The organism is Hydrogenovibrio sp. SC-1 (assembly GCF_002848135.1).
Lineage (GTDB): Bacteria > Pseudomonadota > Gammaproteobacteria > Thiomicrospirales > Thiomicrospiraceae > Hydrogenovibrio.
This window is the reverse complement of the sequence record NZ_PKGB01000004.1, coordinates 46,809-59,414: the sequence shown is the minus strand read 5'-3', so window position 1 is coordinate 59,414 and position 12,606 is coordinate 46,809. Positions and strand designations below refer to the sequence as shown.

The following is a 12,606-nucleotide window of genomic DNA, read 5'->3' as shown; positions in this document are numbered from 1 at the left end:
TTAACACCATGAATAAACAAAAAAGACTGGAAATTTTTGAACGGTTATCGGAAGCGATTCCGGTTGCCGAAACCGAATTAAACTATCAATCGACTTTTGAACTATTGATTGCGGTGGTTTTATCAGCTCAAGCGACGGACAAAGGGGTTAATTTGGCCACCGCAAAACTCTTCCCTGTGGCCAATACCCCTGAAGCCATTTTGGCTTTAGGCGAAGAACAATTAAAAAGCTATATCAAAACCATTGGGCTATTTAATACCAAAGCCACTAATATTATTAAAACGTGTCAACTATTAATCGAACGTCATAACAGCCAAGTTCCTGAGACACGTGCAGAACTGGAAGCGTTACCAGGGGTTGGCAGGAAAACCGCCAATGTCGTCTTAAATACGGCTTTTGGTCAACCCACAATTGCCGTCGATACACATATTTTTCGGGTTGCAAATCGAACCCACTTAGCAAAAGGCAAAACCGTACTGGAAGTGGAAAAGAAGTTGGTGAAAACGGTTCCTAAACGCTACCTGATTCCGGCACATCATTTATTGATTTTACATGGTCGTTACACCTGTACCGCTCGCAAACCCCGTTGCGGAGCCTGCTGTATATACGATTTATGTGAATACTCAGAAAAAACCGAATAACCTTTTTAACCAGGCCTGGTCATTTTTTGAAAAGGTGGACTTGAATTTACCAAGATTTAACTGAATCGCCCACTTCCATTAAGCCCTGCTTTGCCAGAACTTCAGCAACCGCAAACTTAGCGTGAATCCGAGTAACTTTTAAGAATCCACTCGGCATTGAGTCTGCACCGAGTAAAACACCTTGGTAACGGACGGGACGCCCTTGGCGATGATAAACGGCAAACTCATCCCCAACGCGCGCGCCCGATGCTCTGCTCAAATAGAGAATGTATTCGCCATCTCTCACATCAATAATTTGGGTCTCAACGGGCTGGCATTTTAAACGCTTGAACACGGCCTGAGTCTGCTGTCGCAAAATCGCATCAAATACCATTCCCGTATCTGTCGCAAAAAAAGCGCTGGTGCCAAAGGGCCTTTCTCGACCCACCTTAACATCCCCTTTAACATCAAACCCTTCTCGATATTGAGAGATCACTTCATAGTGAATTAAATCAACAACGAAAAACTCAATTTCCAAATAGCGAGCATTTGGTTCTATTTCATGATTATAAAAACGCTTAATTTTATTCCAAGCGGCAGAGTCTTCATTGTGTGCAGAAACAGAACGAATAACCGTTAGCAAGACATATTCTGCGCCAGTGGTTTCTCGAATCGGCTCTAACACTTCAGGCGATAAATTAGGCGCAATCGGCTGACGCGTATCCACCACCGAAGCTTCTTCGATCGCGACCAGGTTCTGATAGCCTTCTTTTTGCAACCGGCGTTCTAATTCCGACTGATAACCAATTAATAAGTTCGAAATATCACGTGCTTGATAGCTATCCGAAATCACGGGTCTCGCAATAGCCAATTTGGGTTGTAAATGATTACCAGGAACACTATTACAGGCTTGAGGATTTTCCGTTAAGCAGACTTCCAGCTTAACTTGATAAGTTTTCAGTTTTCTTAAAGCAGAGGGATCTTCAATTTTCTGACCCGTTTTGTCAAATAAGTCATCGAATTCCGGCGATTTTACCCCTTCTTCAACAATCGCAAAGTTAGAGACCTTGCTTTGACTGGTAAAATGAGTCATGTCCTTATGTAACGTATAGTTTGTCACCACTTGATCAGATGAAATACTCAGGTTGTTCTGCATACTCGCGAGTTTGAGGCCATTACGAATCGCCATTTGTCTTGCGAACTCTTCAGTAACGCCATCTAAAGAAGCCGTACCCGTTACCACAACACACCTATTGGGTGCCGTTTGCGCCTGGACGTTTCCAAACCAACAAATCAAACTTAGCCCCAATAAAACCAGTCGATTATGACCCACTCGATTCATATTTACTTGTTCCTATGTCAGTACTCAATTATTGAAACAGCCTGACGTCTCATTTCTTTTATTTGCCAAATTACGCAATAGAAACTGGTTACCTTATTGCAATTAAGAGGCTTGTTGTATCCGTTCATGTGTGACCTCATCAATACGATCGACAATAGCTTGAGCTAACTCTTCTGGGTGCCATTTCGACATAAATTTATTCGCACCCACTTTTTCAGTTAAAGAGTCATTAAACCCTCCGCTAAGCGATGAGCTTAAAATAACATACAGATCACTTAAGCGAGGATCTTTACGAATATTGGTGGTGAGTGTGTACCCATCCATTTCAGGCATTTCAATATCCGAAATCACCATTAATACCCGATCTGATACAGGTGGACTGATTTCTTTATCGGCATCATCTGCCCATTTTTTCAAAAACTCCAATGCTAACTTGCCATTGGTCACAATTTTATTGGTAATGCCGAGTTTTTCCAGGGTGGTTTTTAATTGATTACGAGCGACCACTGAATCATCTGCCGCCAGCACAAAGAAATCATGCCCTTGTGTTTTGGATTGATTTTGGTTTAAGAACTCATCAGACATCTCTTCCTGCATCCCGGAGACTTCTGCCAATACTTTTTCAACGTCCACAATTTCAACAATTTGGTTTTGTGCTCGAGTAATACCGGTGAGGTAATTAACGTTCATTAGCGTATCTGGTGGGGGGAGTATATCTTCCCATCTTAGGTGAACAATTCGATCTACATCTTCAACCAAAAACCCCTGAACAGAACTGTTAAATTCGGTCACAATCGTTAAAGAATCTCGGTATTTTTCATGCGGTACTGGCGGCAACCCCAGTGATTTAGCTAAATCAATCATCGGCATGGTATGGCCACGAATATCTGACACCCCTACAATACGAGAGTCTGATTTTGGCACAGGCGAAATAAAAGGCGTGCGAATGACCTCTCGAACTTTAAAAACATTGATTCCAAATAATTGGTCTCCATGAATTTTAAACAACAATAACTCCATGCGATTCATACCCGCTAATGAAGTACGTTGATCAACCCCTTTTAAAAAACTTGACATGAATAGCCACCCTCACCCTTTTTCAATGGGTTCAAAATCGGTGTTTGGCTCAGAAACTGAAGCCAACACATGATAAAAAAAACAATATCAGTTAATATAACTGAAAACACGAATGCAAGCAAAAACCAACCGAAATAAAAAGGAAACCATGCACTTTAAAAAAGCCGTTCACTTTCACAACAAGGTTATCTTTATTTTTTTGCTGACTATTTTTGCTCAAAAAACTGCTGCCCAACCCGCCACCAGCGCTTTACAGCCAATGGAAAAAATTTATCAGCAGACTCTTGAGCTAATAAAGCAAAAAACCGACCAAAAAGTATTTAACCCTAAAATTGAAGTGCGGAAATTAAGTGAGCGCTTGCAACTCCCTCAATGTGAGCACCCCGTTTCACTTGAAGATAGAGCGCCAGATAAGTTTTTTGGCCGAATGACATTCGAAGCCGCTTGCAGCACCCCTTCATGGAAGGTTTATATTACGGCGGTTGTCGATGGTGACTTGCCCGCCGTTATCACCACTAAAGTAATCCTCAAACAGGCCGTTATAAAAAGTGAAGATGTTGAACTGGTCTATTTGCCTTATCGCAAAATTCGTAAAGGGACATTGGTCCAACTTGACAGTGCGATCGGAATGCGCGCTAAACGGGGTATCGCTGCTAACTCACAGCTAAGCGTCCAACAGTTACAACCCCCTTACCTGGTCTTTAAAGGGAATCGCGTTAAAATTGTGTCACAAATTGGTAGCATTCAAGTCCGCTCTGTTGGTACGGCATTAGAAAGCGGAACGCTAAATCAACAAATTACGGTAAAAAATGATTCTTCTGAAAAAGAGATAAAAGGCATAGTTATTGCTCCGAATACCGTATCGGTCTATTAGAGCAAATAAAAAAAGCTAAAATATACTAAAGTTTTCTAAAAACAGCCGTTATATATATTATAAAAAGCACATTTAATTGCTAGAATACTGTAAATGATTATTGGGGAATGTCGTCATGGATATTAAAAATTTAAATTCAGGTTTGGTAAATAGTCGGTTAAACGAGTCTAGCCAAACGACTGCTAAAAACCCGAATGCGGCGAACAATAGTAAAGCTTCGGACACAACAACTGATCAAGTAACTTTGACCAGCGTTTCGTCTCAGGTGAAAAACTTGGAAGAGAAAGCAGCCAGTAGTACGGTTGACAACCAAGAAAAAATCAACGCACTGAAAGCAGCGATACAAGATGGCTCTTATCAAGTTGATGCCCAGAGCGTTGCAAATAAGCTGATTCAAACTGAGGTGCTTTTCGCTACTCGCTAATACAAAAAAAGTGTAATGTTATGATACCAGCTGTAAATCCAAAAGACATTTCCCATCAACTAGATTTACTGCTGGAAAATTTAACTCTGTTTGAAACCATTCTTGATCAAGAAGCCATTCATCTGCATAAAGTTGACCCCGATTCATTACTTGCACTACTCGAAAAGAAGGAATCGGTATCAGAAGAAGTCTCCAACCAATTTCAAAAACTTTCGAACTCTTTATCTCCAAACGCAAACGAACCACTTTCACTCAAAGAGTTACTCCTGATGGAATCGGTTCAATCCTTACCAAAGCCTATCATCCAACAGCTTGAAGATGCGAACATGCTTGCGACCAATTGTTACCAAAAAAATACAGCGAATGGTGTCGCCGTTCATGCTTTAAGCAACATGAATGAATCTGTATTAGGTTTGTTAAAAGGCCAAAGTAAAAGCAACCAAACCTACAGCGCATCTGGCAAAGCAACGCTAGGAAAGTCGACGACTCAGCCTTTGGGAAAAGCTTAAACTCAAACCGCCTTCTAAATGGCGCAATTCCTGCTTTACCCTATGTTGTGTCAAATGTAGCCAGTCTATTGTTTACCTTGGTGAGATGGTTTACTATTAGCCTATTTACACCATTTGAAAAAACCGGAAAGCCATTGCTTGTTGCAATTGATGCCTTTGCAGACAAATCACAGGTCTAAAATCTGATCTATACTTTGTCGGAAGAAATGCCTCGTTTTAATTGAAGGAGGTAGTGACTCACACGGCAATAACTGCCAGCGTGTTTGGCTATTTTCACTAAAGAGAGAAATAAAATGTATTTAGAAAAGGGTCGCTCTTTTTTTAGAATCGATGTAATGCTGCCATGTAGCTATCGCATCATTCCTGAAGATAAAATTGAAGATACACCATTACCTTTAACACCAGATTCCACCTATATCGAACAATATTTTATGGAAAACTTAAGTCAACTGGACGAGCAACTCCACGACTATATTGTTCAGATCGGCCAAAAAAGTGTCGTTCTTGCCAATGCACTCACAACACTGAATAGTAAATTGAACTTTGTTCTCCAGACTATCGATAAAAAGCAACTGGGGCATGCCATGCCACAACAAATGGTCAATATTAGTGCTGGCGGGATTGCCATTAACATTCGCAAAGCAGATATCAACCCAAAAGATAAGGTCGATTTGTTTTTTCAGCTAATGTCGAATGACTCGCCAATTCTCGTTCGGTGTAAGATCGTTAAAATTTTTAGCAGCGAAGATGACTCAAATGAAACGACTGTTGCATTAGAGTATGAAAACCTTTCTGAAGAGGATAGACGAAAACTAGTCTACTTTATTCAAAATAAAGAAATTGAAATGGCAAGACAACAAAATAAATCCAGTCATTAAATCCTCATTAGATCCTCATTGAATCGTTAAAAAAAACCGGCAAAAGCCGGTTTTTTATTTTGAGTAAGTCTAAAAACAATCATGGAAATGAATACGGCTTTGACACTTGAGGATCAAGCTTCTTCTTTTTAGTCGTCTTCTGCTCTTTTTGTTTAAGCCCCTTCACTTCACGTTTAAGTATTTCAAGCTCTTGAAGACCTCTTTTGAGTTCCTTTGAATAGGATTGAGTTTGACTCGATTGCTGCTCTAGTAACTTACTTTGCTTATAAACCTTTCCTTCCAATATCCGCACGCGTGTACTGATACTGGCGGCATCTGCAGTTGATTGTAAGGCAAAAGCAACAAGCAAGCTTACACTAATAATGTTGGCAATTTTTATCATCCTATTCTCCTCATAGCCTCTCATTTATCGAGAGCCAGAATTAACGGTCACTTGCTCCGGTGCAATTCAGAGATTGGCATAAGTCATCAGTTGTCATCGTTGTTTTAGCTTCTTGATGGGTATAAACAAAGGCATTATCAAAGAAACTTTTATCAACATACACTTCTAGAACGGTTTCATAGTTGTTATCTGACATAGGCGTAATACTGACAATTCGTGCGCCTCTAACCAATGCATTAACTCGAGCACGAAAGCTATCATTTTGTGCTGTGAGCGTTGCTACAGAGGTATTACTGTCAATTTTAATCCCATATAATTGCTCTGCCAAAGAACGGTAGGCATCCAATTTTGCTGATCGAATAGCCATTAAACGTCTTTGACCTGGCGTATAACCTTCGAAGGTGCTTTCTGCGCCATAGCCGACACCTGAAATCTTAATCAACTCAGGTTTTGGCGCTTCTTTCTTAACCGGCATCGGTACCACTTTTGTGACTTTTTCCGGGGTCTGTACTGGTGGTTGATAATTTTGTGGGCCAGCAGGTGTAACTGTACAAGCCGATAAAAACATTGCGCTAGACAATGCACTCATTAATATCATTGGTTTTTTCATGACCATTTCTCCATTTTACTCAAAATAATATGCTTTCTTATAGGCACGATGTGCCACCCAACCTTCAGGTAAATTTCTGTTATCCTCAATGCAGCCCCCCCCACTATCACTACACCGCAGATCATCAACATCATAGGTTTCACCGACCTGATAATCCGTTACACTTAGTTTTTCGGCGGCGTAATAATCAGGTCTTTGAAACTGAGTCGAACAACTAGAGACCAACAACCAAACTCCTATGATTAAAATCCACTTGCTCGTATTCATAGTGACTCCCTAAACTCACAAGTCTTAAGCGGCATCACTAACGAACATAGTCAAAAAATGGGCTATTTGGTGCGCTATACTCATAGCGGGACTTTTCCATTGCCTGTTGTTTCAACTTTTCGGCTTTAACTTGCGCTTTTGTTGCTTCTAATAAATCATTAATATTGGCTTGCCCTGTCAATTGAGCCTTTTCGAGTTCTTTTAATCCCTTTATAAAGGTCTTATATTGCGATTGAAGTTGTTTGACACGATTATTGACTTCAGCAAGTCTGCGTTGTGTAACGACCACTTGTGCATTCACTTTATCAATTTTTTTGCCCATACCTGCATCCATAACCACTGGTGCATTAGTCGAAGCCGGGGCTTGACTTTTAGGAGCTGCCTGCTCATTTTCTAAATTTAGCACGGCAACTGAGTCTTTAGCACTTGATGGCGCAACAGTTACGGCTTCTTTTACCTGTACCAAATCTGAGTTCAACTGTTCCAGTTGAAAACTGAGTGCATCCAGTTTTTTGCCCACTTGCTTGACAACTTCTTCCGTAGAGGCTGACTTAACCATGCTTTGCATTGCCCCTTCATGGGTATCTTTTATTAAGGTCATCGTTTCATCATCAAGGCTACTACTCGAAGATAAAGCACCCCACAAACCAATTCCTATGGCAGTGACCACGAGAACGATAATGGTTGAACTAAATATAATGATAAGTTTCTTAATTGAATCCATTTCTGCCACCGTTAAATTACTGGGTTCTTTTTTTTGTACTGATGCACGTTTCTGTAAAATTCTTTCTGCAAGATCTTCGGTCACGTCTGGTTTTTCAGGCTTATTTAAACCCCTTTCAATGGGTTCTTCATCGAAATTAGCCTTGGGTTCTGGCTCACTAATAGAAACCTCTTCTTCAATTTTTTGATTAGAGTCACTTTCTTTTTCAGCCGGATCCTCTACACCAAAATCCTCATCTAAGTTATTCAGATCATCTTCAACTGATTCACTATCGTCCTTTGCATCAGCGACGTCATCAGAAGCGTCTTCGTCAACCTCTTCTTCAGGTTCCTCAGCGGGCGGTGTTTCCGGAATCGTATCCAACTCTTCATCATTATTTTTCGAGTCATTATCCGGTGCATCGACCATACTCTCTGTATTTGACTCAGACAGTTCTTCAACAGTCGGCTCCTCTTCTTCTGCTGCTTCTAACTCAGCTTCGTCAAGTAAAGCATCAATACTGTCTAGATCATTCGGGTCAATTGTGCTGCCTGGTTCAGCCACGCTCACACTCCTCAAACAGAATTCTTAATTAAATACAAAGCAAAACATGACATCTTGATGTATTTCTATTTAAACGAATCATTACACGGATAGAGCTAGTTAGTGATATAAATCAATAATCCAGCTTTTCAAAACCACCCTTATCAATCCAGACCAAGTCGGGAGACAGGTGAAGCCTACCCATTGCATCCAAACTTAAAATGCCAAGCTCTGTTTGAATCGCATTGGGTTGTTCTAAAGATAACCGAGTAACGGCTTTTATTGCTGAAGATCCTAAAGCAGGAAAAATGCCAACTTGATTATTTAAATAATCCTTGTCATCATTTTTTGTATTTAGGAACTTAGTATAGTAGGAAGGAAAGATAGCACTGGTTCCCTGCCAAAAAGGTAAACTGCGAATTAATTCACCTGTTGCTGGAAGTTTGGATGGAACCCAATAGTGAGGAACGTGATTCAGCTGATAATAAGCGAGTAATGGCGTTACCTGCATAGCTGAATCATAAGGTAAGAAACTGATAATCATATCAATATCGCCCCGTGTCCTAGGGACATAATGAACAGAGGTTTGAAGTATTTTCTGTAACCAATTGCGTCTTATTTCAGACTGGTCACCCTGCACGACTTTCTCCATTGCTTTATCAACATGAGATGAAACTGACTGCTGATGAAAAATTTGAGCAACCACTTCATCCTCTAGTGATTGTTCTGCCGCCCATGTCTGAAGGAGCTGTTGGTACATCGTTTTCGAACGGGTCGAATCATCCGTTAGCACCATAACGCGTCGGTAGACGCCATTTCCCATTAAAGACACCATTTTTTGAACCAGACTCAGTGAAGAATGTGGTGTCAAAAACTTAACATAAGGCTTTGAAAAGGCTGCCTCATTAAACGCCAGTACCGGAATGTCAATTTTTAAGCTGGCTAATTGATGAACATTGTCTTTTTGTAAGGGTCCAAAAATAAACGATGGTTGATATAATTCTACCCACTCCCAGACAGCCTGCATTGAGTCATAAATATTGGTATCCAGTACTTCTATTGAATACTGTGGAGCAATTAACTGAAATTCAGTCACCATTGCCTGATAAATTTCCTGACCAGCTTGTGCGAAAAGGCCTGTCATCGGCAGCAAAGCCAACATACGGTGGGGGGCAAACCGGTAAGGGATGTTTTTGGGACCTGATGGGGAAGCCTGATCTATCAAAGTCAAATAGTGCTTTAACTGCTCAATTCTAGAGATAAATTGATTTGGAAGACGATTAGAGCTAAATAAAACGTCTATCTTTTCTAAATAATGTTTGACACGAACGACATCCCCATTTTTTTGAGCCAGTTCTGCCTTTAATAACCATATTTCTGCATCAATAAGCTGTATCTGCTGATCAAAATCCGGACCCTTCTCCGAATCGACCGCTATACTTTGAGCTGTAACAGCTATTGCGGGTCTGGCAATAATTGCCAATAGAACCAAGATTAAGGAATTAGCAATAAAACTAACGACGGGGTTCATTATGATTTATCTTGTACGCATTTAGTAAAATAGTGGCATAACATTCAGCGCCCTCTCTAACCTTGATCGAATCATACAGACCTGCCAAGTGTTTTTGACACAATTTCATAGACGTCTTTAGATAAATCAGGGGTATCTAAAATGTGATGCAATGCCTGATTCATTTGAGTCTTCCGAGGTTCTGCTAAGCTTCGCCATGCTGAAAAAGCACCGACAAGTCTTGCTGCAATCTGAGGATTGATTGCATCCACAACCAGAACTTGTTCAGCATAAAAAATATAACCTTCACCAGATGCATGATGAAAACCAACCCAATTTTGTCGTCCAAAAACGCCCAGTACACTTCGAACCCGGTTTGGATTTTTATAACTAAATTTGGGTTCCTGAATCAATTTCTTAACGACTTCAAGACTGTTTTCAATCGGTGCACTCGCATGCAGTGCAAACCATTTATCTAAAACCAACTGATCCTCGTGCCAATGATGATAAAAATCTTCCAAACATGCATTTCTAGCCCCAGAAGTATGCCAATTCATTGCGTCTAATGCGGCTAGAACATCTGTCATATTATGACCTTTTTGATATTGTTCAACCGCAATATCTAGGTTATGAGAGTGGTGCAATAGATATTTTAAACAAATATTTTTTAGTTTTCGGTTTGCAATTTCTGTTGCAGAATACTGGTAATCAGGCGCTTGCTGATCTTGTAGCTGAAAATAGAGTTGCTTTAATTCCACTTCAAAGGCATCGGCAATGGCGACTTTCAAGAAATTATGTGCCGCCAATATCGCATCAATGTTTTTACAAGTATATTGTTCTGCAAGATAACTTAATTCAGGCAAAGCCAATGCCAATGACTTTAACGCCTTATCCATTGATGCATCTTGAATCACCTGTAAAAAAGCCGTTTGATAAGCGGTCGTAAATACCATTGACCGATTTTCTTCATAACACTCAATACAATATTTCAAATTAGCCATTGCCAACGTTTGGATCGACTCCCACCGCACAAATGGATCATTATCAAAACTTGCTAATGCAATCGTTGACTCGGCAGATTGTGGAAAATCTAATTGAACGGGTGCTGAAAAATGGCGTAACAAGGAAACAATCGGTTCTTGTGATAGGCCAACAAAGTCGAACGATTGGTTTAGTTCAGTCACTTTTAACAACCAACCTTTTTCAGTTAGAAATAAATGATCTGACGCGATGTCTAACTCAACAGGCAAATCCTGGCCACACTCATCCATAAAACGGATCAAAACAGGAATCAAGAATGGTAAATGCGTTTGTTGATTATGTAGCATCTGAGAAAAGTGGAGACGGAACCGACAAGAAGCCTCATCGAACTCTGAACGTACTTTTAAACAAGGGGTGCCAGCTTGAACATACCAATTCTGCAATTGAGATAAATCTTGTTGATTGGCTTCTTCCATCGCATGCCTAAAATCTTCTATGGTAACGGCTTGACCATCAAAACGATCAATATAAACATCCATACCCTTTTGAAACCCAGACTCTCCAAGTAACGTATGGTACAAACGAACAATTTCTGCCCCTTTTTCATAGACAGTCAAGGTATAAAAATTATTCATTTCGATATAGGACTGTGGCTGTATCGGGTGTGCCATAGGTCCCGTATCTTCTGGAAACTGGTAACTTCGTAGTTGTCGCACATCTTCAATACGCTTTACGGCTGGTGACAGCATATCAGCACTAAACTCTTGATCTCTAAAGACCGTCAACCCTTCCTTGAGAGTTAATTGAAACCAGTCCCGACAAGTTACACGATTACCGGTCCAGTTGTGAAAATACTCATGACCAATAACCGCTTCAATTCCTTCGTAGTCATGATCTGTTGCTGTATTAGAATTTGCCAAAACAAACTTAGAGTTAAAAATATTTAACCCTTTGTTTTCCATTGCCCCCATATTGAAGTCATCAACGGCAACAACCATATAGCGGTCTAAGTCATAACTAAGGCCAAAACGTTCTTCATCCCAACGCATGGCTTTTTTAAGCGACGTCATAGCATGCGAGCACTTATCTAAGTTGTGAGGCTCGACATATATCTCTAAGCAGACCGATCGTCCATCCGCAGTTAAATACCGATCTTCAATCTTATCCAAGGTACCAGCGACTAATGCAAACAAATAGGAAGGCTTTTTATAAGGATCCTGCCAAATGGCATAGTGGTTATCAGCATCATAATCACCAGACTCAATTAAATTACCATTCGATAATAGAATTGGCACCTCTGACTTACTGGCGATAACTTTAGTAGTAAACAGACTTAATACATCGGGTCTGTCTAAGAAATATGTGATGGACCTAAACCCTTCTGCTTCACATTGAGTGCAATAGTTCCCACTACTGCGATATAACCCTTCCAATCGCGTATTACTTTGCGGATTTATTTCAGTTACCACCTCTAATTCAAATGCAACACACGGTACCTTTAACATTAAGGTCGTTGCTGTCAACTGATACTCACCCGATGCTAATGACTTCCCATTGAGTGAAATTAAGATCAGTTGAAGGTGTTCACCATCTAAAACCAATTTCGTTTCCGAACCGATTGGGGTAATCTGCATTCGGTTAACGACACGAGTTCTTTCCGGTTGCAATTCGAATGTTAAGTCAATGGCATCAATTGAGAAAGCTGGCGGTTGGTAGTCCTTTAAAAACTTTTCCATTGGTTGAGTGGTGATTGTCATGCAGTCCATTCCAATTCTAAACAGTAGGTTGTTCACAGTATCCTAAGTTTGGTGGTCTTTTACCAAACGGATTAACTAAGCTTGAGATAAAAAAAAAGCCTTTCTACCCGAAGCAGAAAGGCTTTTTTT

General features: G+C 40.4%; 13 protein-coding genes. 5 read left to right on the top strand and 8 right to left on the bottom strand.

Features of this window, described 5'->3' with window-relative positions:
- The first annotated feature begins 8 nt into the window (after positions 1-8).
- A complete protein-coding gene (gene nth / locus CYQ88_RS03225) occupies positions 9-641 on the top strand; it encodes an endonuclease III (RefSeq protein WP_101839912.1) in 633 nt (210 codons plus the stop codon).
- A gap of 46 nt (positions 642-687) precedes the next feature.
- On the opposite strand, the gene CYQ88_RS03220 is transcribed toward nth, so the two are convergent.
- Both CYQ88_RS03220 and CYQ88_RS03215 read right to left on the bottom strand, forming a co-directional pair.
- Positions 688-1,962, bottom strand: a complete 1,275-nt coding sequence (locus tag CYQ88_RS03220) for a hypothetical protein (RefSeq protein ID WP_101839911.1) — start codon at positions 1,960-1,962, stop codon at positions 688-690.
- A 102-nt stretch (positions 1,963-2,064) separates the two neighbouring features.
- The gene (locus CYQ88_RS03215; protein WP_101839910.1) at positions 2,065-3,039 is read right to left on the bottom strand and encodes a chemotaxis protein; all 975 of its coding nucleotides are present in this window, start codon (positions 3,037-3,039) and stop codon (positions 2,065-2,067) included.
- Positions 3,040-3,151: 112 nt separating this feature from the next.
- Between CYQ88_RS03215 and flgA the strand changes: the two genes are divergently transcribed.
- From flgA to CYQ88_RS03195, 4 genes are all read left to right on the top strand, one after another.
- Positions 3,152-3,913 carry a flagellar basal body P-ring formation chaperone FlgA gene (flgA, locus tag CYQ88_RS03210; RefSeq protein ID WP_101839909.1) on the top strand — a complete coding sequence of 254 codons (762 nt, stop codon included), beginning with the start codon at positions 3,152-3,154 and terminating at the stop codon, positions 3,911-3,913.
- A 115-nt stretch (positions 3,914-4,028) separates the two neighbouring features.
- The gene (gene flgM / locus CYQ88_RS03205; protein ID WP_101839908.1) at positions 4,029-4,337 is read left to right on the top strand and encodes a flagellar biosynthesis anti-sigma factor FlgM; all 309 of its coding nucleotides are present in this window, start codon (positions 4,029-4,031) and stop codon (positions 4,335-4,337) included.
- A gap of 20 nt (positions 4,338-4,357) precedes the next feature.
- A complete protein-coding gene (gene flgN, locus CYQ88_RS03200) occupies positions 4,358-4,846 on the top strand; it encodes a flagellar protein FlgN (RefSeq protein WP_101839907.1) in 489 nt (162 codons plus the stop codon).
- A 293-nt stretch (positions 4,847-5,139) separates the two neighbouring features.
- Positions 5,140-5,724 carry a PilZ domain-containing protein gene (locus CYQ88_RS03195; protein WP_101839906.1) on the top strand — a complete coding sequence of 195 codons (585 nt, stop codon included), beginning with the start codon at positions 5,140-5,142 and terminating at the stop codon, positions 5,722-5,724.
- 79 nt (positions 5,725-5,803) lie between these two features.
- Here the strand turns inward: CYQ88_RS03195 and CYQ88_RS03190 are convergent, their stop codons facing one another.
- The 6 genes from CYQ88_RS03190 to pepN all read right to left on the bottom strand — a co-directional run bounded on the left by CYQ88_RS03190 (position 5,804) and on the right by pepN (position 12,477).
- Positions 5,804-6,106, bottom strand: a complete 303-nt coding sequence (locus CYQ88_RS03190) for a hypothetical protein (protein WP_101839905.1) — start codon at positions 6,104-6,106, stop codon at positions 5,804-5,806.
- Between the two features lie 40 nt (positions 6,107-6,146).
- Positions 6,147-6,716: an LPP20 family lipoprotein gene (locus tag CYQ88_RS03185; protein WP_101839904.1), complete on the bottom strand. Its 570-nt coding sequence runs from the start codon at positions 6,714-6,716 to the stop codon at positions 6,147-6,149.
- Positions 6,717-6,731: 15 nt separating this feature from the next.
- The gene (locus tag CYQ88_RS03180) at positions 6,732-6,983 is read right to left on the bottom strand and encodes a hypothetical protein (protein ID WP_101839903.1); all 252 of its coding nucleotides are present in this window, start codon (positions 6,981-6,983) and stop codon (positions 6,732-6,734) included.
- Positions 6,984-7,020: 37 nt separating this feature from the next.
- A complete protein-coding gene (locus CYQ88_RS03175; protein WP_101839902.1) occupies positions 7,021-8,250 on the bottom strand; it encodes a hypothetical protein in 1,230 nt (409 codons plus the stop codon).
- Between the two features lie 112 nt (positions 8,251-8,362).
- The gene (locus tag CYQ88_RS03170) at positions 8,363-9,760 is read right to left on the bottom strand and encodes a penicillin-binding protein activator (protein ID WP_101839901.1); all 1,398 of its coding nucleotides are present in this window, start codon (positions 9,758-9,760) and stop codon (positions 8,363-8,365) included.
- 71 nt (positions 9,761-9,831) lie between these two features.
- Positions 9,832-12,477, bottom strand: coding sequence for an aminopeptidase N (gene pepN / locus CYQ88_RS03165; protein ID WP_101839900.1), 2,646 nt, complete (start codon positions 12,475-12,477; stop codon positions 9,832-9,834).
- Positions 12,478-12,606 lie beyond the last annotated feature (129 nt).